The following is a 19,685-nucleotide window of genomic DNA, read 5'->3' as shown; positions in this document are numbered from 1 at the left end:
CACATGCGCCTGAATGAGGTAAGCTATACCGACGCCGAACCGATTGACGGTTATGGTCCAGGCTTCTTCCGTATCGGCGGCAAAGTCCATCAGGGCGCAGTTCTGACCTCTCCGAAAGGCACGCAAAGCTGGGCCGGATATGAGGATCACGAAAACTTGTTGGCGCTCGCCGGGTCCGTTGACGTTCTTTTTGTCGGAACCGGGGCTGAGATCGCCCATTTGCCCGCTGAGCTGCGTCAGCAGCTTGAGGCCGCCGGAATAGGGGTGGAGACGATGAATTCACCCGCTGCCTGCCGGACCTATAACGTATTGTTGTCCGAAGGTCGCCGTATCGCACTGGCGGCCTTGCCTGTATGATTTGATCTGTCGCAAGGTGGCGCGGCCGTTCATCTGCTTTGAGCAGGTGAGAAGAATTTGAAGGCAGGGCATGAGCTTAACCGTAACAGATCTGACCGTGGCCCGGGGTGGGCTGCCGGTGCTTGAGGGGCTGTGTTTTGAGCTGCCTGCTGGCATGGCGCTGATCCTGCGCGGCCCGAATGGGATTGGGAAAACTACGCTGTTGCGCACTATTGCAGGGCTTCAGCCGCCGATGCGAGGATCGGTCTCCGGGGCCGAGGACCAGATTGCCTATGCGGCCCATGCAGATGGGATCAAGCCGACCCTGAGCGTTGCTGAAAACCTGACTTTCTGGGCCAGCGTTTTTGGTCATCGGGGGATCGAAGACGCTATTGAGGGGTTTAACCTCGGCAATCTGCGCGACCGGCCTGCCGGGGCGCTGTCGGCGGGGCAAAAGCGCCGGCTGGGCCTGGCGCGGATGCTGGTCACCGGTCGGCCAATCTGGATCATGGATGAACCCACTGTCAGTCTGGATACGGACCATGTGCGCCAGTTCGCCAATGTGGTCAGCGCGCATCTGGAGCAGGGGGGCAGCGCCTTGATTGCCACGCATATAGACCTGGGCCTGGACGCCACGGTTCTGAACGTCGGCCCCTATAAGGCCGCGCCTCCGCCCATTGACGATTTTGACGGAGGCTTTCTGTGATTGCGCTTCTGCTACGGGATCTGCAACTTGCCATGCGGGCAGGCGGCGGTTTTGGGCTGGGTTTGGCTTTCTTTCTGATTGTCACCGTAATGGTGCCCTTTGCAGTGGGGCCCGAAACCGAGCTTTTGTCGCGTATCGCGCCGGGGGTTCTGTGGATTGGTGCTCTGTTGGCCTGTCTTCTGTCGCTGGACCGGATTCTGGCCTTGGACTGGGAAGACGGCTCGCTGGACCTTTTGGCCACGGCACCATTGCCATTGGAGGCGATCGTTACAATGAAGTCGCTGGCCCATTGGATCACCACAGGCCTGCCGCTGGTTCTAATTGCGCCGGTTTTAGGGGTGCTGTTGCATCTGCCAGCGGGGTCTTATCAGTGGCTGTTTGTTTCACTGCTTCTTGGCACGCCTGCGCTGTCCGTCATTGGCACATTTGGCGCGGCTCTTACGGTCGGGCTGAAACGGGGCGGGCTTCTGCTGTCGCTTCTTGTGCTGCCCCTTTATGTGCCGACGCTGATCTTTGGCGCCGAAATGGCCCGACGCGGAGCATCCGGGCTGAGCGTGGAAACTCCGATGTTGTTGCTGGCCGGGATTTCAGCTGCGTCAGTTGCGCTCTTGCCTTTTGCCAGTGCGGCTGTGTTACGTATCAATCTGCGCTAAGCTCCAACGACGAGGAAAGGTAAAGGACACCGATGTCGATCTGGGAATATGCAAACCCAAAGAAATTCCTGGCCACCACCGAAAAGGTGATGCCAGCCCTGTGGGTCTTGTCCATCGCGCTGTGTTGTGTCGGGCTCTTCTGGGGGTTCTTTCTGACGCCGGAGGATTACCGCCAAGGCTCCACGGTGAAGATCATCTTTATTCACGTGCCGACCGCTCTGATGGCGATCAATGCCTGGTTCATGATGCTGGTGGCCTCGCTGATCTGGGTGATCCGCCGCCACCATGTCAGCGCCTTGGCGGCCAAGGCTGCGGCGCCGGTGGGTATTGTCATGACACTGATTGCGCTCATCACTGGAGCCATCTGGGGGCAACCGATGTGGGGCACCTGGTGGGCCTGGGATCCACGCCTCACATCCTTTTTGGTGCTCTTTCTGTTTTATCTCGGCTATATTGCCCTGTGGGAAGCGATCGAGGACCCCGACACCGCTGCTGACCTGACCGCGATTTTATGTCTGGTGGGATCCGTGTTTGCCGTGCTCAGCCGCTATGCCGTTTTGTTCTGGAATCAGGGATTGCATCAGGGCGCGTCAGTGATGCGGGCAGGGGCTATTGCTGGCGATACCGAGGAACGGGTGAGTAATGTTTTTGCTACGCCCCTGTTTGTCTGTATGGGGGGCTTTGCCTTGCTGTTCCTTACACTGGTCCTTTACCGCACGGGAACAGAAATTCGCGCACGCCGGATCAAGGCGCTGCTCGCTCGGGAACGGTTGGAGGCTGAAACGTGATGGTTGAACTCGGAAAATATGCCGGCACCGTTCTGTCTGCCTATGGTGTTTCGCTGCTGATGCTTGTGGCGTTGGTTGTGCTGTCCTTACGTCGGGGGCGCAAAATACGTGCTGAAATGGAACTGATCGAAGCGCGAGGACGTAAGAATGGCTAAGGTTTCTCCTTTGATGGCTGTGCCGATCTTGGTGTTTGGTGCCTTTGCCGGCCTGTCTTATTTTGGGCTTCAGCGAGAAGATCCCGATGGGCTGCCATCGGTTCTGGTGGGGCGTACGGCGCCCGAAGTGAAGTCAGCGCCCCTGCTCGACCATCCCGAGTTTACGTCTGAGGACCTGATGGGAGAAGGGGTCAAACTGGTGAATTTCTGGGCCAGCTGGTGCGCGCCTTGTCGCGCGGAACATCCCAACCTCATGGAGCTGGCCAAGGACTATCCGATCTATGGCATCAACCAGGATTATGGTCAGAAAGAAGCGCAGGGCTTCCTGGATGAGCTGGGTAACCCCTATGCGGGCCTGCTCTATGATGGGAACAAACGGCAGTCCATTGACTGGGGCGTTTACGGCCTGCCTGAGACATTTGTGGTCGATGGAGACGGGAAAATTCTTCTGCGGATCGCCGGGCCGTTGACCCAGCGAGTGATCGAAGAGAGCCTTAAACCTGTATTGGCGGACCAAAAGGGTTAAGGCTAGCAGAAGGGGGGCAAAAGGGGGCTGTGGTCCCCTTACTGTGTACTCTGCGAGTGGACGACCGTGGCTGAGATTTTGCCCATGCGGGAAGACTGGTGCGAAATACTGTCACCTGGTTGCAGAAACCGGCGGGATTGGCGCTCTTCGTTGATAAATGCCTCGATGACCGCGTCGAATGGGGAATTTTTCCGCAGCACATGACCTTCTGTCACGTAGCGAACACCACCTCGTAAAAGCTGTCGCAGACTGGGGGGCATAAAGATCACCCCTTCGGCGGTGCCAGACATCAAGACCTGTCCTTGGGCAATTCGGGCATCTTCAACGAGATGCCAATTCCGCGACTGATAGAGAAACCGTGCCTCTGTTGTATCTGCCAGGATTTTTTCCACCAGATCGCGAAACGAAAGGATCATGTCACCCGCGCGGGTATCTTGACGTGGCTCCCCGTTGACAGATGTCGTTAAGCGCTCGGTTTCAACAAACCTGCGCCAATCCCGTGGCACAACAAACACTCCCCCAGAGGGGAAATGGTCCGGGCCACTTTTGGCGTCGCTGAACCCTTTGCCTGAATCCAGATTGTCCGGGTCAATCAATCGCATCATTGCAGCCCGATCGGTGAAATCCCCGCACAAGAAGAACCCTTTGCGGGCTTGATCAAAATCCTCGACGCTTTTGATGTCGCGATCAAATCGCGCGCAAATCTCCACCTCGTAATCAAGCAGTTCGTGGTCGGTCACAGATACGGTTGTAACCGGCGGTGTAGCTGCACCGAATTTTGGAAAATTGAACACCGATTGGGCCTGAGTTTCCTCCTGGTGCTCGGGGAAATTGGTGCCGCTGGCAATGTGGCGGCTGGCTGTACCAGCGGCGGGCAAAAGGTCAGTGTATGGGTGGCTAACAAGGGGAAATGAAGCCTCTCCGGTGGAAGGCACCGTAGCCATTGTGCGGAGGCGGTCCGAGCCGATCTGCTCGATCACCTGAAAGAATTCGACCTCAGACGTGAGCCCCTGTGCGGTGAGGTCAAGGCCCGTAATGGACTGTGGCGTCACATCAGTCACCAACAGCACATGCGGTGAGGACGCAGGACCTTTGTCTATCAGCGCCAATGTGGCGCCGTCTTCCGGGGGCAATACCCCCATCTTGAGAGGCGCGGTCTCTTGCATAAACGCGTTGCGGCGTTCGGGGTCTTCGGGGTGCAAAAGAAAAAGACCCGTGGCCAGGCCGATACCCGCCGCCGTGAGAAGGATTGAAATTCGCATCGCTCACCCTGTTTTGTGAAATGTGAAGGCACAATCAGTTCAGAACCGGAACAGGACGCCAGCGGTCAGGCTGGTTTGCGTGTCTTCCAGGCTCACACTGCTGTCTTTTGCGTCCCCCGTGAGCGTCGAGACATCGAGGCTTGTAAACAGGATTGTACGCGGTCGTAACGCATAGCTTCCGGTCAGCACTATCCCTCCTTGAGCAACACCCGAATTGGCATCAAACGTTGCCAGACCTGATGCGGCGGATTGGGTCGGCGTGACCGAAAAATAGGTCTCCATCCAGGAGTCATCTGCCCAGATGAAGTATGGCGTCGCCGACAGCCGCATGCGGTTGTTGACCTGCGCGCTATAGGTGCCAAAAAGCTTTACTTGGGTGCCGTCGGAGCCTTCATCGGACAAGCCATGTTGGAGTTCGAGTCCATATGTCAGCGGTCCGGTTTCATACTCTACAAACAGGGTTGCAATGGCGCCGGATTCGATATCGGGCAAACCGCTCAGGTTTGGCTCATCCGCCGCGATCCGTTCGTCAAAATCATAGCCAAGTCCAAATCCATATTTCAGATCACCGCTGCCCAATCTGTTGGAGTTTTGCAGGCCCAAACCACGTTGGTTCAGAAAACCATACCGGCCGATCTCTAGATCAAGGATAGGGATCACATTGCTTTCTTGCTCGTCCGACCCAAGGAAGGTGGGCCCATAAGATACGCCCAAGCCAACAGCACCGCGCACGCTGCGATCTTGCGCGTGGGCCGTGGGTGCGATCAGCGAAACCAGAATTGCGAAACAGGTAGCCGCGCGGGCATGGGATGGAATATCCAAGTTCATTTTGTGACCTTTCAAACGCTTGCTCAGACCACGCAGCACCGCAGTGCGACAGATCGCACCATCCGGCCTACGCTTGCGATATCTGCGCAGTGCGCTTTCCGGCCTAAAAGCCAAACCACTTGAAACCACGGGTCTTTTTCGCCAACGGCAGGCCGCGTTTCGCGAACGGTAGATTTCAACCGTTCGCGAATTACCTGTGTTGCTCTGTGCCAACCGTGGCTAACGTCTCAGACGACTCCCATCCTATGTTCGGTGTTGTGGCCCCATGCCCTCTGATTTCAAACTCAGCAATCTAATGTCCTTTCTGGGCGGTGAAACCGCGTCACGGCGGCACCGGCTTTTGGTCGGCGCGACCCTCCTGTTGGCCTGCGCAACGGTGCTGGCCGGTCTGGAACCCGGTGCCACCAGAGAGCTTTCATTTCTCTGGGCGGTGATACATTGGATCACCCATCTTTTGGGGTCGGTGCTGATCCTGGCTTTGCTTACGATTGTAGCAATGCGCCTGGGAATTCCCGACCTCTGGGCAATGGGGGTTGCAGTTCTTGTGCTGCCGCTTTGCCTGGCGCTGCTCTCCTTGGGGATAGAGGCTGTCATCGCCAATGCTACGGGGGGGGCTGATCTGGACCCAGATGGGTATTGGGAAGAACTCAGCCATGTCGCATTACCCGCCATCGGCCTCACGACGTTGTCGGTTCTCGCTGTGTTCAAAGCGGCTGAATTCGCCATGGCGCATCGCGCGCCGCTGATGGCGCGCTTTGATAAAGAGCCGACCCTTCGGAGCCTGTTTGCGGATCTGCCCCATACCCTTGGTGACGATTTGGTCAGCGTCAGCGCCAATGATCATTATGTACATCTGCGGACCGCGGAAGGCAGCGTGATGCTGAACCTGAAATTCACTGATTGCGTGGAAAAACTTTCGCCGCTGAAGGGCGTTCAGGTACATCGATCCCATTGGGTGCGTCTGAAGCACATTGCCCAGCTGCGACCAAACGGCAGCAGCTACCTTTGCGTCATGCGGGACGGTTCCGAGATCTCAGTCAGCAGACGCAGATACGCGGGTCTCAAACAAGCGCTTGAAGGACACATCTCTGAATAGCCATCCCAAGGTCTTGGCGGACAACACTTACAAAGCGTGGGTCCAAGGGACAATCTGGTTCAGGGAATTTGAAAATGGATCTGGTTCAGGCTCACGAGCGGAGAAAACACAACACAGGAACAAGACACAAAAGCGTGCCGGACATTGGACCTGCTGTTCCTGAGACCCTCAGCTTGGGCGAAGAACAAAAGCCTGGCCGTTTCTGTCAACCCTGAGACGCGAGCTTCGGGTTCTGCTTTGATCGCGGTTTGGCCACCGGAACAGACGAGTACACGTCCGTCTCAATTTCATGGTCCATCAGAGAGGATTGGATTTCCATTAACTCTCCTTTTGCAACACAAGCATCCATATAATCTTCGAACGCCTCGCGACTGGCCCAGTATGAGATGGTGACGATCTTATGGCGCTCGTGACAGACAAAAAGCTGATGGTCCAGGCTGCCTTCCCGCTCTCCATTTGCGTCATGATACATGGCCCGGATAAGGTCGATGACCTCCTCCATCGCAGCGGGTTTGGGATAATATGTAGAAATAACTGATACCGGCATAATTCGTGGCTCCCAAAAGGTACAGAACATGATCTGAAACAGGTGATGTTATTTTAGCATAAAATAAAGTTAGCGCGGTAATTTTGATTTTATTGTATCAAGGCTTCAGAACCATTCCCGCAATTCCAATGAGGTGGTCACGGCGATTGCGCTTGTAAATGAGACTGCGCCGGGAGTGATATCTTGCGCTCTCACGGCCCTCAAGAATGATTGATTGGTCATGACACTGGGCAGGCGTTACTCCTTAAATACGATATTCTGGGGTACATCTTAATGCGAATCCTGTGTGCTGCTGCCGCATCTGTAGGACTTATCTGCCTCCCGTTCCTGTCCTTTGCGCAGGAGCAACCGGCGAAGATTGAGGTTCAGAATGCTCCTGTTGTTGTGGAGCTATATACATCGCAAGGCTGCTCATCCTGTCCGCCGGCCGATGAGTTGCTTATGATCCTTGCTCAACAAGACGACGTCTTGGCGCTTGCTCTTCATGTGGACTATTGGGATTACATCGGTTGGAAGGATGAATTCGCCTCACCTGCCCATACCCTGCGTCAGAAGGGGTTTGCGCATGAGGGGGGGCGGAGAATGATCTATACGCCGCAGATGGTTATCATGGGCCATGAGGACGTCGTTGGCGCAAATGCTCCGGCGGTTGCCGAGGTGATACAGAAATATCGCAAAACACCGCAACCGGTTGTTTTGAAAGCGCGACAACAAGGAACAGAGGTATCACTGTCGGCCATCGCCGTGCAGAACGTCAGCCACGACGCGCCTCTGGTTGTTCATCTGGCGCGGTATAACCCGATACAAACCGTTGATATCAAACGGGGAGAGCTGCGGGGGCATACATTGGATTATGCTAACGTCGTATCGAAGCTTGACGTCATTGGGCAATGGGACGGAACGGGAGAATTCAACGTGACCGTCCCGGTCGATGGGACAGAGAAGACGGCATTTTTTGTTCAGCAGGGTGCACATGGCCGGATTTTGGGTGCGCTGAAACTGGATTGAGGCCGGATGTCAGCTGGTTTTTGCGTAGGGCTTCCAGCGGCGGTGAATCCAGAACCATTGTCCCATGTTCTGGCGTACGATCCCCTCGAGATCCTGCGTGGTTTCCGTGGTCATCGTCAATGCATCGCTGTGTTCTATCGGGGCTTTCATGACCACTTCGAAATCCATCCCGTTATCCTTGCGGATGGCATAGACCGGGATCATTACCGCTTTGTATTTCAGCGCAAGCTCGGCGATAACCAGTGATGTGGAGGCGGGTTTGCCAAAGAACTCAATCGGTGTCCCCCCAATGGCGTGAAGGTCGGTGACAACCGCCAAAGTCCCACCTTGTTTCAAATACCGCACCATTTCGACCATGCCGCGTTTGCCCTGTTCGAACATTGGCTTACCTGTTGCCTGAATGGCTGCAACATAATGTTCGTTGAAATAGGGGTTGGCCATCCTGCGGTAGAGTGATCCCATCTTGTAGCCAAGGCTGATGAGTTTGACACGCGCCGCGTCGTAGTTACCAAAATGAGCGGTCACCAGAATTGCCGGACGTCCCTCTGCTTTTGCCGTCTTGAGCGCATCCAGTCCGGGACCGGAGATTTCCGCTGCGCGCGCACGCTCCCAAAAAGGCTCACCCGCATAAAGTTCGGCCAGAGTACGCCCCGCATTGTCGGCAACATCGCTGCAAATCTTCTTCACCTCGCGGTCGCTCAGGTGCGGGCAGACATAAGCCAAATTGCGGCGCACCCGCTTCGTCACACCCAATACCGGGGCCAATCCGCGCAAGACGGCCCCCATCATCCGAAGGCGCAGTTTATAGGGCAGGGTCCCCATCAGCCTGATGATGCCACGCAACACGATGTTGCTGGCAAAATACTGGGCTTTTTGCGCTTGCGTCAGTTCGGATATGGGTTGGGGCATATATCTGGGGCCTGCGGGGCTGGGACTTGCTCGAGTGAGCACTGTATATCTCAGCCACCGCAGGAACAAGCAACCCGAAACAGAAGGGGACAGTCGGGTGCTTGTCAGGGGTTATTCGTCGTCGTCCTCGTCTTCTTCCATTGACTTCAGTTCGATGTCGCCGTTCACAACCATCTCCCGCAGAGCGCTGACAATGTTGGACATCGCCGCTTCGCCCTGCTTGCGGTTGACCTTGCCGCGTTCTGCGACCTCTTCGCGGATGTTGGTGGCCATGCGGGTGGACATGTTGCCAAGCAGGAATTCGCTGGCGTCGACGTCTTCGTCGTTCTTGGCGAAACCAATTGCAGCAACAAGATCTTGTTGCGGCACCACGCGCGTGATTTTGGGCACATCGGTCGGGCTCAGACGTTTGCCGATCAATGCATAGGTGAACAGCGATTTGCGGACATCGGTTGCGAAATCCTGGTCTTCTTCGTCCAGCGCATCCATGACCTCGTCGCGTTTTGCGGCTGGCGATTCCGTAAGGATCGCGCCCACGCGTTCCCCCGGTGTCTGATTGAACGCCATCTCCGGGCGCGCATCCACCTGCGCGGCAAGCGACAGGCCAATCCGGTCCACGGTATCTGGTGTAACGGATTTAGTCTGACGTACCGCGTATGTGATCCGTCGCGCCAAAGGGCCGGGCAGGCATGCCAGCATTGCTGCTGCTTTACCGGTGTCCAGCATTGACAGCATGACAGCTGCAACTTCGATACTTTCCGCTTCGGCCAGGGTGGCCAGATCTTCGGCCGGCAGCTGTTTCAGCCGTTCCCAAGGGTTGCCGAACTGGCGCACGCCGGCTTCCTTGCGCAGACGGCTATAGGTCAGGCGGCTGATTTTGCCTTCCATCGCGGAGAGGGCACCAGCCAAACCGTTGGGAAAGGACAGGCCAACATTGTCAAGCATATCGGCAAATTCACCAGCCACGGCATTTAATGTGTCCCTGTCGACCAGACGCATCTTGCCCATCTGACGAGTGAGTTCCGTCTGCAATTCTTCGGGCAAGTCTTCGATCGGGATATCGGCTCCTTCGTTCAGAAGGAGCCGGACAACAATTGCGGCTTTTGCTTTACCGCTCAATTCGATTTTGGGAGCGGCGGCAGGTGCTGGATCCGAAAACGCCAGAGACGTGGGTTCCGGACCGGACATCGGCGCAAGGCTGGGGAAATCGCCAAATTCATCCCCCATACCAATTGCGGGGAGCGCCAAAGCTGTGTCTTGTTCCATTCTTGAGCCTCAACCAGAAAGATTCTTCTTCTGCAACAGGCTCAAGATAGAGGGAGAGCGGTAAAAAAAGCCTTAGCCTCAATAACTAAAGGTTCGCCCTTCTTCCAAAGAAGCCCGCAACGATACTTCGGCCCAGCTGTCCGCGCCGCCCCGTGTCCGAATTTCCTTCCACTGGGCAAAGGCTTCACCAAGCCGACCCTCTTGTACCAGCCCTTGCCCATAGTATGAGCGGGCCAAAAGGTTATCCGGGTCACTCTTCAGCGCAGCCTGATAATACTGGATTGCCAGGTCGAAATTGCCTTTTTTGCGGTGGGTAAAGCCCCAATAGGTCTGGACACGGCTTTCGGTTTGGTCGGACATGGCAGCCAGCACAGCCTGTGCATCGTCGATCCGACCCGCATATGCCAATGCGCGCACATCATCGAACAAGTCCTCGTCATTCAATGAGGACTCCTGCGGCTTTACGCAACGTCCCTTGTTTGGGTCAAAAACGCGTTTTCCCCAACATTTCTTAACGGTGTCGGTGGGTTTGGGAGGGGTGTCGGTATCTTCGCCAGCGGCGAAGGCGGGTACAGCAAGGGCGGCCTGAACAACAAAAGTCACAGCACAAAGGGAAAGGCGCACAACGAAGCTCCAAAAAAACATTATCTACGTTGATTGGAGATTAACGCGGTTTTTGCTTTCGGAAACCCCTGATCACGAAGCTGTCAGAAAAAAGCCCCGCCCGATGGGCGAGGCTCAGGATTTCAGCGATTATTCGCCAAACACGCGTTTGAAAATCGTGTCCACATGTTTGGTGTGATAATCCATATTGAATTTCTCGTTGATGCCGTCTTCGCCCAGAGCGGCAACCACGTCGGCGTCTGCCAGCAGTTCTTCGCGGAAATCAGTGCGGAATTCCCAGACTTTCAATGCGTTGCGCTGAACCATGACATAGGCGTCTTCACGCGACACACCCGCTTGGGTCAGGGCCAGCAGAACACGCTGAGACATCACCAGACCTGGGAATTTGTTCATATTGTCGAGCATGTTTTCGGGGAAAACCAGCATCTTGTCGATTACACCGGTCAGGCGCGCCAGCGCAAAGTCCAGTGTCACACAGGCATCGGGACCAATCGCGCGTTCAACGGAGGAATGCGAGATGTCACGCTCATGCCAGAGCGCCACGTTCTCCATCGCCGGGATCACGGCCGACCGTACCAGACGGGCCAGACCGGTCAGGTTTTCGGTCAGAACCGGGTTCTTCTTGTGTGGCATCGCCGAGGAGCCTTTTTGCCCCATGGAGAAAAACTCTGCGCCTTCCAGCACCTCGGTGCGCTGCATGTGGCGGATCTCAATTGCAACGTTTTCGATGGAGGATGCAATCACACCCAGAACGGCAAAAAACATGGCATGGCGGTCGCGCGGGATCACCTGGGTGGAGATCGGCTCGGCGATCAGGCCGAGCTTGTCACAGACATGCTGCTCAACGGCCGGGTCGATATTGGCAAATGTACCTACCGCACCCGAAATCGCGCCGGTTGCGATTTCTTCGCGGGCCAGTTTCAGACGCGCCAGGTTGCGGTCCATCTCGGCGTAGAAACGGGCAAAGGTCAGGCCCATTGTGGTGGGCTCTGCGTGGATGCCGTGGGAGCGGCCCACACGAACAGTGTCCTTATGTTCGATGGCGCGTTTCTTCAGGGCGGCCAGAAGGCCTTTCATGTCCTTGATCAGGATATCGGCAGAGCGCACCAGCTGCACGTTCAGGCAGGTGTCCAGAACGTCCGAGGAGGTCATGCCCTGATGGACAAAACGCGCCTCTTCCGACCCGACGTGTTCCGCCAGATGCGTGAGGAACGCAATGACGTCATGTTTGGTCACGGCTTCGATCTCGTCGATGCGGGCCACGTCGAATTCAACGTCCTTGGCTTTCCAGACCGCTTCGGCGTTTTCGCGCGGGATGACCCCCAGATCGGCCTGAGCATCGCAGGCGTGGGCTTCGATCTCGTACCAGATGCGGAACTTGGTCTCGGGCGACCAGATGGAAACCATTTCGGGGCGGGAATAGCGGGGGATCATGGGCGAAGGCACCTCTATCAGAATTCGGCAGCAGATGCGCGCGGTTTAGTCGAGGTGGCACAAAACAGCAAGAGCAGCCACTACCGCAGGTGCGCGCAGCAGAGGCTGGCTTGTATATTTGTGGCTTAAGCCCGGGGGGCGTCCGCCTGGTCCGCCAGTCGGGTGACAACCTTGGCGCCGTGTTCAAGGGTGCGATGGACCGGACATTTGTCCGCAATCTCCATCAGCTTGGCGCGTTGTTCGGCAACCAAAGTCCCTTTGAGGTGGATCACGCGGGTAAACTGATCGATCTTTGCAGCGGCTCCCGGCAGGGAATCCTGTGCGTGGACTTTGTCGTGGCACACTTCGACGCTCACCCCGTCCAGCGGCCAGTCCTTGCGACGCGCATACATCCGTATGGTCATCGAGGTGCAGGCCCCAAGACCGGCCGCCACAAACCCATAGGGCGACATACCCCGGTTTGTGCCGCCATAGGCCTTGGGCTCGTCCGCCAGCGCGTGATGATAAGGCCCGGATTGAATGTCCTGTAAGAACCCGCTCGGATCGGCCTCGGTGACACGCAGCACACCTTCAGGTGCGCCGGGGGGCGGTGCAGGAGGGGATAAATCCACATAGCGTTTGGCCCAGGCAGCGATGACATCTGCAGCGTATTCTGCGTCACGTGGTCTGGAGATCAGGTGATCCGCATCGTCCAGTGTGACAAAACTTTTGGGGTGCTTTGCCGCGCGGAAGATCTCGCCTGCATTGTTGATGCTGACCGTGTCGTCACGTGGCGCATGCATGACCAGCAAAGCGGCCTGCAATTTGCCAATGGCCTCTGCCAGATTGCTCTGGCGGATGTCGTCCACAAATCGTTTGCCGATCTTAAAGGGACGACCACCCAGGGAGACCTCGGCCACACCGGTCTGTTCAATCTCGGGCAGGGCGTCGTCAAAGTGATGTGCCACATGGGCCGGATCAAAGGGCGCGCCAAGCGTCACGACACCTTTGACCGACGGTATCCCGGCCCGTGCACGCAGGACCGCGGCACCGCCAAGGGAGTGCCCGATCAACAGGTCAGGTGGCATATCGCGATGCTTGAGAAATTGTGCGGCAGAAATCAGATCTTCCACATTGGAGGAAAAATCTGTGTTCTCGAACTCCCCGGCGGAATGGCCCAGACCGGTAAAGTCAAACCGCAGGATGGCAATGCCCATCGCTGACAGACGGGCCGCAATACGGCGTGCGGCAGGGATGTCCTTGGAACAGGTAAAACAATGGGCAAATAGAGCAGTGGCCAGAACCGGCCCGTCTGGCAGGTCAAGGCGCGCGGCCAAAGGGGTTCCGGCATGGCCGGCAAAAGAGATCCGTTCAGTATGCATGAGGCTTGGCTTTTCTGGCTGTGCCCTCCTATGGTGCGGCCTCAATCGGGGTAGGGCAAGGCACAGGTGCAAGCTGTCACAAAGAGGTGAAAGAAGATGAGCAAAATGACGTTGGAAGGGGCCGGTTGTTACAGTCCGCAGACGGATCGTGATCACGCTATGTGGTCGAATTTGCGCACTTTTTGCGAAGGCGAGCCCTGCGCCTTTGATCGTGATCCCACACGGGGCCATGTGACAGGCTCTGCCTTTGTGCTGTCGCCGGAACTGGACGCTGTTCTTCTGACCCATCACGCGAAACTCGACCGTTGGCTGCAATTGGGTGGCCATTGTGATGGAATTGCGGATGTGCCCTTTGTGGCATTGAAAGAGGCCTATGAGGAAAGTGGTTTGCGTCGAATTTCCCCCATAGGAGATGCGGTGTTTGATGTGGATGTTCATGAGATCCCGCAAAACCAGCGCGAACCGGCCCATCTGCACTACGACGTGCGCTATTTGTTTCGCGCAGCCGATACCAATGTTTCTGCAAGTGACGAGTCCCATGCGCTGGCCTGGGTGAAACTATCGGAGCTTGAGACGGTGACAGACGCTCCCTCCGTCCTGGTGCTGCGTGACAAACTTGATGGGTTTTTGCGCGAAGTGATGTAATTGGCTCGGGCGGTGACGCCAAGGACGCCCTTCAGCCAAAAAGCGACCAAAAGCCTATGGGGAAACTATTCGATTTTTTGGTCTGAGAGGCTAACAAGGCGAAATGATACTCCAAACGACCTTACCCTATGACCCGTTTCAATCAAAAGGCTTGCCCGGCATCTCTCCGCTGAAGCCTGAGGATTGGCTCCACCCGGACGAATGTGCAGCGGAGCAGATCAGGCTGCGCCGCCGTCTCATGGCAGAGCGGACGGAGGATGTCCTGCAGATGGATCCATCTGCATTGGGAGCGGCACAAGAGCTGTTGGAAACAGTCCGCGATCACCTGTTTCCAGCACAGGGGGACCGTGTCCGGACCGCAACCGGCAATGTGGTGACACTGGATTATGACCGACCATTGGAGAGCCTTGGCCTGATCACGCAGCAGGATTTCTGCATCCTGCAAAAGCCCGAAGGCCGAGAGGAGCATCTGCTCACAGCCGCCGTCCTCTGTTTCCCGGCGAGCTGGCGATTGGCGGAAAAGTTTATGCGCCCCTTGACCCAAATACATGCGCCGGTGGCAGTCTATGACGCGCAGATCGCAAAACGTGTTCAGCGCTTGTTTGATGGGGTTCAGGTCGATCGACCGCTCTGGCGGTTCAACGCGCTTTGGTATGACAGCGCGGATCTGTATCATCCGGACCGGGATCCCGTCGCGCCGCATCTGGATCGCGATCAAGCGGGGACATTTCTGCGCAGCGAATTGCAGACCGTCAAACGTCTTCCGCGCTCACGCGCTGTGATATTCTCGATCCACACGCGCCTTTTGACCCGTGCGAATGCATTGGCACAGTTCGCGCCAAGTCTTAGTTCAGAAGGTTGATTGCGGCGCGCACCATGCCCGCGCTGTGGAGGTAAAACGCGGCTGCGATCAGAAAAAGGAGCTGCAAGCTTTGGCGCAACTCTCTCTGACGTAGAAAGCTTAGCCCGTCGACAGCCTTGAGGACGGGAAGTGCGGCCAGAGCCCATAGTTGAGAGGGCAGGCGACGCAGGCGAGTACCGACTTGTGACTCAGGGCGTGTGTCCCGAAGAGACGGCTCCGGTTCCACATGATTTGCCATCAGGATTTCATCGCAATGGTCTACAAGCTCGCGTGCGGTCACGTCCACAGGCTTGAAAACCGCGCGCCCACGCGGACGCGACAAACTGTCAGGAAATGACACCGATGTGGGTTTGGGCTCAACCAACGCCAAAGGCGTGTCGGTTTCCCAATAGGTGAAATCATCCACGTCTGAATACAGGGCAGGTGACGTTTCCGTCACGGTATCCGGCACCTGTGCGTCCAGTTTGGCGTCAAGTGTGGTCAGATCCACCCCCTCAAACGCACTAAGGAATTGGTGGCGGGTCAATAGGGTCGGCGCATCCAGCCATTTGACACTGACCACGTCCAGCTCGTTCACCACATTATGCATAATCGCCGCGAGCAGCATTTCGGTGATTTCGCGGTCACAGACCTCCGGGAACAGGGGAAGAATACGCAGTTCAAGCATGTCGCCGTCACATTGCGGCGCCTTCCAGCCCCGCTTCATACGTGGACGATGGCGCAGCTCTACTGTGAATTGATCCAGATCCATGCTGACAGCAGAAGCGCTGCGCGACACAAAAGTGTGTACATCATGTCCGTGATCTTCGAATGTGTCGATTACGATGGGTGTCGCACGGGACAGCGCATTTGTAAGCGTGCCGTCAAAGCCGAGCTTACCTTTGTATACGTTGTTCTTTTCCATCACCTGGGTTCTCCCGTTGGCTGTACCGATGAGAGAAAGATAAAATTTGAAAGAGCAAAAAATGGGGCGCGGATTCAGGTTTTTAATGTTGAATTTGTTGTAACCTGAAGTGAAATGGGGCAGAGTGATTGTTTATAATTTTCAGATAATTAGCGTTGAATCTGCAAGTCTTTTCGACGAGAATGTGTTCAAAGAAGGGCGATATCCCTCCACATTTATGCCTTAGGTTGTCTCAAGCGCCCCTTGCGTCGGCGGGTTTTAGCCGTCGATACGACGTCCCATCAGAGCCAGAGACTTCTGATAAACCGAAGCTGCGTTCCACTCTTTGAGAACTTTGAAATTGGGCTCGCCTTCCTGGTATCCTTTACCCGGACGCCAGCCATTCTTGCGCAGGTAGTGTGCGGTGGAGGCCAGAGCATCCTGAAAATTGTAAAAGTCCACCGTCCCATTGCCATCCCAGTCCACACCAAAGCGCAAGGCATTTCCGGGGAGAAACTGGGTATGGCCAAGTTCTCCGTGTTTGGCTCCTTTGGTGTTGGAGGTGATTGCGCCCTGATCCACCAGCTTTAAAGCTCCGATGGCGTGGGGTTCGAAAAACGCGGACCGGCGGCAGTCGTAGGTCAGTGTCACAATGGCGGAAACCACATTGCTGTCGCCCATGTAATTGCCAAAGGCAGTCTCCATCCCGTGAATTGCGATCAGAACGCCCGCAGGCACACCGAATTCCTGTTCGAGTGCGGCGTAAAAGGCGGCGTTGCGGGCCTTGTGTTTACGACCCTGAGCAACGATTGTGTTTGCCCCGCGGATTTCCATGAATTTTTCGAGTGAATAGCGGAAGCTCTTTTGGTTACGGTCCGCAGCGATCGTTCGGCTCGCATAGCGTGCCTGGGATAGGGCCGCGAGGCCTCGGTCCTTGACGCCTGCACGTTGGGCCGTGCGGGCAAATTCCTGCTTCCAGCTGTCAAAACCTGCAGACGTATTGCCGCAGCTTGCTGCCAGTACCGGTGATGCTAGGGAAACTGTGGCACAGGTTACCGCGGCTAAAAGAAATCTCGTGTTCATAAAATTCATCTCTCCCAAATTGTTCGATATAACGAAGCTTTTTCGCCATTAGGGCAGAGTTTGTCGGTTAGTGCAAATCGGGTTTAAGCAAAGGCTTGCCCGGCAGCCAGCGCAAGTCCGTCAGCAACTGCAGTCAGGGCATTTTCCTTTTCGACCTTTGCCGCCGGACACAGATCCAGCACAGCGCCTTCGACTGCGCTCAGCAGAGAGGAACCGCCCACCATGACCAATCGGGTCACATCTTTCGGATTTGCGCCGGCCTGCGTCAGCGTCTCCTGCGCGGCTGCTTTGATACTTTGCATCGCCTCGCTCAGCGACTGATCCATCGCAGATGGGCCCAAAGGGGACGACAAACCGCGTTCAATAAGGCGCAAGTCAATGACGGCTGAGCCTTCTGGCGTATTGGCTGCAATTTTTCCGGCCTCGACCGCAAACGCCAGATCATGGCCAAGCTCCTCCTCCAGAACAGAGACCAGGCGGTCCAGCTTTTCAGGCTCTTCTGCGTGACGACGCAGATCCTCGGCCATGCGCAGGGTGTCGCGTGTATAAAGGAACGGGATCATCTGCCAGGTTGCCAGATCGTTGAACAGGCGGGCAGGGGCCATCAGGCTGCCGCCGCCCAGGCTGTTACGGATCTGAGTGCCGCGTCCCAGCAAAGGCATAACGTGATCAATGCTGATCTGACGGTCAAAATCGGTCCCGCCAAGGCGGACGCCATAACTGGCCAGGATCTGCGGTTGGTGCCCGTCTTCTTGGACAAAGGCTGTGAAGTCCGAGGTACCACCGCCGATGTCGACCACCAGACCAAGTCCCGGACGCTCGGGAGCGGCCCGCAAGGCGGCTTCGGGTTCATACATAAACTTAACATCTTCGAACCCGGCTTCTGTGTAGCAGGCGCGCAGATCTTCTTCGGCCTTTGCGTTGCGGGCCTCGTCTGAACTGTGAAACCGAACGGGACGCCCGGACAAAGCATGGGTGAATTCCATCCGGGTCTGGGCCTCGGCCCGTTTCTTCACCTCGGCCAGGAAGCGGGCGATGATGGTCACAAAGGTCAGCCGCTCGCCGCCCAGACGGCGCTGTTCGTGCAAGAGAGGTGTGCCCAGCAGGCTTTTAAGCGCGCGCAGAAACCGGCCCTCGTCGCCATTGATCAGACCGCGCGTGGCGCTGCGGCCGATTTTCATCCGGGTGGGGTTCACCGCAAAGAACACAGCCGTCGGCAGGGTGTTTTCGCCGGGTTCCAGTTCAACCAGCCACGGCCGCCCATTTGCCGCAATCCCTGCGGCCGAGTTCGACGTTCCAAAGTCAATACCAAGCGTTCTGGGGGGCATGATGGGTCTCCGGGCTGTAGGGGAAACTGCTGGCTAATGCGGCGGGACAGACGATGCAAGGCGAAAGAGGGCGATGTCATCAAAACATCACCTTTTGGACGAAGGCTTGCCTTGAGCGCTTGCCGTACACAGGTCGCAAATGTGCCCAGAAACCGCGTTACAGATCGCTTCGGTTCTTGGGGGAAGAGTAGTTGGCCGAACAGTGCCCGCTAAGCGAGACAAAGCGCTAATTCGCTGCAACTGCGCTAAGGTCTTCTTTTTAACCGTCGCCACCTGTGACACCGGATCAGTGTGTTTAGTGCGTTTCAAAGTTCAAAATGGCCACTTCGGGAACCGGCGGTTTAATGTTGCCGTGGTCGAACAATCCGGTCTGGGTCGACCTCTTGGCAATTGATAGAGGCGCAGCGCCAACCTTCGAGAAGGGCTTCGACTTCGCGCTGTCTTTTCCGTATGGCCTGCAGGTCAAACGGCACATTTTCAGTATCTAAACGAACATGTCCTTGTTCTCGATTGGCAATGACAGTGCACCAGTTCCAACGGCATTCACGCCAGACTTGCAACCTCGCATTCTCGTCTGTGTAGAATTCTCGCTGATGGAGTTTGTAACCATGCAACCCTTGCCTCGGATCGATCTTCATCCAGTACTTTTCCCGGATCGGGCCGATTGTTTCGCCTTCGAATGTGATATTGCTCATTCTTTCGAGGGTACGTCTTACGTACCAATTGCTGGTTATCGGACGATGGGAAAGTCGCAAAGCGACTTGCCGCGGCGTTCCTTTTACATGTTTGCAACGCCCGGAATAAAAGGCCCTACCGGTTTGAAAGCATATGGTCAGTGAAAGCCCCAGCTCTTCCGGCGGGTCAACATCGCTTCTGTAGGCAACCTGCGGTGCATAGTGCCGGGGAATGGCATAGCCTTCGTTATTGAAGTTCAAAACGATCAGGTCCGGAGCGGGAACAACCAATTTGGCAGCTTCAAAAAGCGCGGGCCAGATCAGAAAACAGATCCCCAACTCGGCAACAAACCGCAGTGGACTGATTTGTCTGGCTTTGACCAAATGACGCGTTGCGACAAACCCGAAAGCAACAACCATGGCAAGACCCGACCCCAGAAAATAGGGGAGATAATGGGCGACATCAGAGTGCGGGTGATAGGACGACGTAAGCCCCCCTAACACTCCCTTGTATACAAAATAAATAATTGAAAACAGGAAAAGTAGGACCGACAAACCGCCATGCACAATCTTTTGCCAAGACGACATTTTTTGATTTAGATCTGAACTCATTCCGACATCTGGACCTTTTTGCTGGTGTTCTCATCTCTCATATCAACCAATCGGTGAGATGGCGCGGGCTGTTTTTCCTTACCTCAAGCCGGGAATTCG

Annotated in this window: 22 protein-coding genes; 10 read left to right on the top strand and 12 right to left on the bottom strand. The window is 56.1% G+C overall.

Features of this window, described 5'->3' with window-relative positions; translation table 11 throughout:
* Positions 1–3 precede the first annotated feature (3 nt).
* From ACXAEW_RS16655 to ACXAEW_RS16630, 6 genes are all read left to right on the top strand, one after another.
* Positions 4–357, top strand: coding sequence for an Mth938-like domain-containing protein (locus tag ACXAEW_RS16655; protein WP_474942391.1), 354 nt, complete (start codon positions 4–6; stop codon positions 355–357).
* Between the two features lie 70 nt (positions 358–427).
* Complete coding sequence (gene ccmA, locus ACXAEW_RS16650; RefSeq protein WP_474942390.1) at positions 428–1,042, top strand: heme ABC exporter ATP-binding protein CcmA; 615 nt, start codon at positions 428–430, stop codon at positions 1,040–1,042.
* Positions 1,039–1,695 (top strand): heme exporter protein CcmB, encoded by a 657-nt coding sequence (gene ccmB, locus ACXAEW_RS16645; RefSeq protein ID WP_474942389.1) that lies wholly within the window; start codon positions 1,039–1,041, stop codon positions 1,693–1,695. Before ccmA ends, ccmB begins: the two co-directional genes overlap by 4 nt.
* 32 nt (positions 1,696–1,727) lie before the next feature.
* The gene (locus tag ACXAEW_RS16640; protein ID WP_474942388.1) at positions 1,728–2,483 is read left to right on the top strand and encodes a heme ABC transporter permease; all 756 of its coding nucleotides are present in this window, start codon (positions 1,728–1,730) and stop codon (positions 2,481–2,483) included.
* Positions 2,483–2,638: a heme exporter protein CcmD gene (gene ccmD / locus ACXAEW_RS16635; RefSeq protein WP_474943055.1), complete on the top strand. Its 156-nt coding sequence runs from the start codon at positions 2,483–2,485 to the stop codon at positions 2,636–2,638. The genes ACXAEW_RS16640 and ccmD overlap by 1 nt, the downstream gene beginning before the upstream one ends.
* Positions 2,631–3,164 (top strand): DsbE family thiol:disulfide interchange protein, encoded by a 534-nt coding sequence (locus ACXAEW_RS16630; RefSeq protein WP_474942387.1) that lies wholly within the window; start codon positions 2,631–2,633, stop codon positions 3,162–3,164. Before ccmD ends, ACXAEW_RS16630 begins: the two co-directional genes overlap by 8 nt.
* Before the next feature lie 38 nt (positions 3,165–3,202).
* Here ACXAEW_RS16630 and ACXAEW_RS16625 read toward each other — a convergent pair whose 3' ends face one another.
* Positions 3,203–4,426: a fumarylacetoacetate hydrolase family protein gene (locus ACXAEW_RS16625; RefSeq protein ID WP_474942386.1), complete on the bottom strand. Its 1,224-nt coding sequence runs from the start codon at positions 4,424–4,426 to the stop codon at positions 3,203–3,205.
* Positions 4,427–4,465: 39 nt separating this feature from the next.
* Entirely contained in the window at positions 4,466–5,254 is a 789-nt protein-coding gene (locus tag ACXAEW_RS16620; protein ID WP_474942385.1) for a MipA/OmpV family protein, read from the bottom strand.
* A 265-nt stretch (positions 5,255–5,519) separates the two neighbouring features.
* On the opposite strand from ACXAEW_RS16620, the gene ACXAEW_RS16615 reads away from it, so the two are divergent.
* The gene (locus tag ACXAEW_RS16615) at positions 5,520–6,350 is read left to right on the top strand and encodes a LytTR family DNA-binding domain-containing protein (RefSeq protein WP_474942384.1); all 831 of its coding nucleotides are present in this window, start codon (positions 5,520–5,522) and stop codon (positions 6,348–6,350) included.
* Positions 6,351–6,555: 205 nt separating this feature from the next.
* Here the strand turns inward: ACXAEW_RS16615 and ACXAEW_RS16610 are convergent, their stop codons facing one another.
* Positions 6,556–6,897 (bottom strand): antibiotic biosynthesis monooxygenase, encoded by a 342-nt coding sequence (locus ACXAEW_RS16610; protein ID WP_474942383.1) that lies wholly within the window; start codon positions 6,895–6,897, stop codon positions 6,556–6,558.
* 273 nt (positions 6,898–7,170) lie between these two features.
* Between ACXAEW_RS16610 and ACXAEW_RS16605 the strand changes: the two genes are divergently transcribed.
* Positions 7,171–7,905, top strand: coding sequence for a DUF1223 domain-containing protein (locus tag ACXAEW_RS16605; RefSeq protein WP_474942382.1), 735 nt, complete (start codon positions 7,171–7,173; stop codon positions 7,903–7,905).
* A 9-nt stretch (positions 7,906–7,914) separates the two neighbouring features.
* On the opposite strand, the gene ACXAEW_RS16600 is transcribed toward ACXAEW_RS16605, so the two are convergent.
* The 5 genes from ACXAEW_RS16600 to ACXAEW_RS16580 form a co-directional block, all read right to left on the bottom strand.
* Positions 7,915–8,814 carry a lysophospholipid acyltransferase family protein gene (locus tag ACXAEW_RS16600; RefSeq protein ID WP_474942381.1) on the bottom strand — a complete coding sequence of 300 codons (900 nt, stop codon included), beginning with the start codon at positions 8,812–8,814 and terminating at the stop codon, positions 7,915–7,917.
* A 111-nt stretch (positions 8,815–8,925) separates the two neighbouring features.
* A complete protein-coding gene (locus tag ACXAEW_RS16595; RefSeq protein WP_474942380.1) occupies positions 8,926–10,080 on the bottom strand; it encodes a flagellar motor switch protein FliG in 1,155 nt (384 codons plus the stop codon).
* Between the two features lie 78 nt (positions 10,081–10,158).
* Positions 10,159–10,704, bottom strand: a complete 546-nt coding sequence (locus ACXAEW_RS16590) for a tetratricopeptide repeat protein (protein ID WP_474942379.1) — start codon at positions 10,702–10,704, stop codon at positions 10,159–10,161.
* Between the two features lie 129 nt (positions 10,705–10,833).
* Positions 10,834–12,138 (bottom strand): adenylosuccinate lyase, encoded by a 1,305-nt coding sequence (gene purB / locus ACXAEW_RS16585; RefSeq protein ID WP_474942378.1) that lies wholly within the window; start codon positions 12,136–12,138, stop codon positions 10,834–10,836.
* 125 nt (positions 12,139–12,263) lie between these two features.
* A complete protein-coding gene (locus ACXAEW_RS16580) occupies positions 12,264–13,499 on the bottom strand; it encodes a bifunctional alpha/beta hydrolase/OsmC family protein (RefSeq protein ID WP_474942377.1) in 1,236 nt (411 codons plus the stop codon).
* Positions 13,500–13,595: 96 nt separating this feature from the next.
* Between ACXAEW_RS16580 and ACXAEW_RS16575 the strand changes: the two genes are divergently transcribed.
* A complete protein-coding gene (locus tag ACXAEW_RS16575; RefSeq protein ID WP_474942376.1) occupies positions 13,596–14,144 on the top strand; it encodes an NUDIX hydrolase in 549 nt (182 codons plus the stop codon).
* Positions 14,145–14,247: 103 nt separating this feature from the next.
* Complete coding sequence (locus tag ACXAEW_RS16570; protein WP_474942375.1) at positions 14,248–15,006, top strand: heme-dependent oxidative N-demethylase family protein; 759 nt, start codon at positions 14,248–14,250, stop codon at positions 15,004–15,006.
* Here the strand turns inward: ACXAEW_RS16570 and ACXAEW_RS16565 are convergent.
* The 4 genes from ACXAEW_RS16565 to ACXAEW_RS16550 all read right to left on the bottom strand — a co-directional run bounded on the left by ACXAEW_RS16565 (position 14,990) and on the right by ACXAEW_RS16550 (position 19,586).
* Positions 14,990–15,910, bottom strand: coding sequence for a hypothetical protein (locus ACXAEW_RS16565; protein ID WP_474942374.1), 921 nt, complete (start codon positions 15,908–15,910; stop codon positions 14,990–14,992). The genes ACXAEW_RS16570 and ACXAEW_RS16565 overlap by 17 nt on opposite strands.
* A 258-nt stretch (positions 15,911–16,168) precedes the next feature.
* Positions 16,169–16,972 carry a lytic murein transglycosylase gene (locus tag ACXAEW_RS16560; protein WP_474942373.1) on the bottom strand — a complete coding sequence of 268 codons (804 nt, stop codon included), beginning with the start codon at positions 16,970–16,972 and terminating at the stop codon, positions 16,169–16,171.
* A gap of 83 nt (positions 16,973–17,055) precedes the next feature.
* The gene (locus ACXAEW_RS16555; RefSeq protein WP_474943054.1) at positions 17,056–18,303 is read right to left on the bottom strand and encodes an Hsp70 family protein; all 1,248 of its coding nucleotides are present in this window, start codon (positions 18,301–18,303) and stop codon (positions 17,056–17,058) included.
* Positions 18,304–18,641: 338 nt separating this feature from the next.
* Positions 18,642–19,586: a hypothetical protein gene (locus tag ACXAEW_RS16550; protein WP_474942372.1), complete on the bottom strand. Its 945-nt coding sequence runs from the start codon at positions 19,584–19,586 to the stop codon at positions 18,642–18,644.
* Positions 19,587–19,685 lie beyond the last annotated feature (99 nt).

Source organism: Epibacterium sp. ABZ3_068, assembly GCF_056159265.1.
Note: the sequence above shows the minus strand (reverse complement) of the source record. Positions and strands in the feature narration are given on the sequence as shown.

What these genes read in the sequence shown, in the direction of transcription:
- ACXAEW_RS16625 (WP_474942386.1), bottom strand. Translation starts at nt 4,426, where the DNA reads ATGCGAATTTCAATCCTTCTCACGGCGGCGGGTATCGGCCTGGCCACG.
- ACXAEW_RS16605 (WP_474942382.1), top strand. Translation starts at nt 7,171, where the DNA reads ATGCGAATCCTGTGTGCTGCTGCCGCATCTGTAGGACTTATCTGCCTC.
- ACXAEW_RS16655 (WP_474942391.1), top strand. Translation starts at nt 4, where the DNA reads ATGCGCCTGAATGAGGTAAGCTATACCGACGCCGAACCGATTGACGGT.
- ACXAEW_RS16595 (WP_474942380.1), bottom strand. Translation starts at nt 10,080, where the DNA reads ATGGAACAAGACACAGCTTTGGCGCTCCCCGCAATTGGTATGGGGGAT.
- ccmD (WP_474943055.1), top strand. Translation starts at nt 2,483, where the DNA reads ATGGTTGAACTCGGAAAATATGCCGGCACCGTTCTGTCTGCCTATGGT.
- ACXAEW_RS16570 (WP_474942375.1), top strand. Translation starts at nt 14,248, where the DNA reads ATGATACTCCAAACGACCTTACCCTATGACCCGTTTCAATCAAAAGGC.
- ACXAEW_RS16610 (WP_474942383.1), bottom strand. Translation starts at nt 6,897, where the DNA reads ATGCCGGTATCAGTTATTTCTACATATTATCCCAAACCCGCTGCGATG.
- purB (WP_474942378.1), bottom strand. Translation starts at nt 12,138, where the DNA reads ATGATCCCCCGCTATTCCCGCCCCGAAATGGTTTCCATCTGGTCGCCC.
- ACXAEW_RS16615 (WP_474942384.1), top strand. Translation starts at nt 5,520, where the DNA reads ATGCCCTCTGATTTCAAACTCAGCAATCTAATGTCCTTTCTGGGCGGT.
- ACXAEW_RS16640 (WP_474942388.1), top strand. Translation starts at nt 1,728, where the DNA reads ATGTCGATCTGGGAATATGCAAACCCAAAGAAATTCCTGGCCACCACC.
- ccmA (WP_474942390.1), top strand. Translation starts at nt 428, where the DNA reads ATGAGCTTAACCGTAACAGATCTGACCGTGGCCCGGGGTGGGCTGCCG.
- ACXAEW_RS16630 (WP_474942387.1), top strand. Translation starts at nt 2,631, where the DNA reads ATGGCTAAGGTTTCTCCTTTGATGGCTGTGCCGATCTTGGTGTTTGGT.
- ACXAEW_RS16550 (WP_474942372.1), bottom strand. Translation starts at nt 19,586, where the DNA reads ATGAGTTCAGATCTAAATCAAAAAATGTCGTCTTGGCAAAAGATTGTG.
- ACXAEW_RS16580 (WP_474942377.1), bottom strand. Translation starts at nt 13,499, where the DNA reads ATGCATACTGAACGGATCTCTTTTGCCGGCCATGCCGGAACCCCTTTG.
- ACXAEW_RS16620 (WP_474942385.1), bottom strand. Translation starts at nt 5,254, where the DNA reads ATGAACTTGGATATTCCATCCCATGCCCGCGCGGCTACCTGTTTCGCA.
- ACXAEW_RS16560 (WP_474942373.1), bottom strand. Translation starts at nt 16,972, where the DNA reads ATGAACACGAGATTTCTTTTAGCCGCGGTAACCTGTGCCACAGTTTCC.
- ACXAEW_RS16600 (WP_474942381.1), bottom strand. Translation starts at nt 8,814, where the DNA reads ATGCCCCAACCCATATCCGAACTGACGCAAGCGCAAAAAGCCCAGTAT.
- ACXAEW_RS16565 (WP_474942374.1), bottom strand. Translation starts at nt 15,910, where the DNA reads ATGGAAAAGAACAACGTATACAAAGGTAAGCTCGGCTTTGACGGCACG.
- ACXAEW_RS16575 (WP_474942376.1), top strand. Translation starts at nt 13,596, where the DNA reads ATGAGCAAAATGACGTTGGAAGGGGCCGGTTGTTACAGTCCGCAGACG.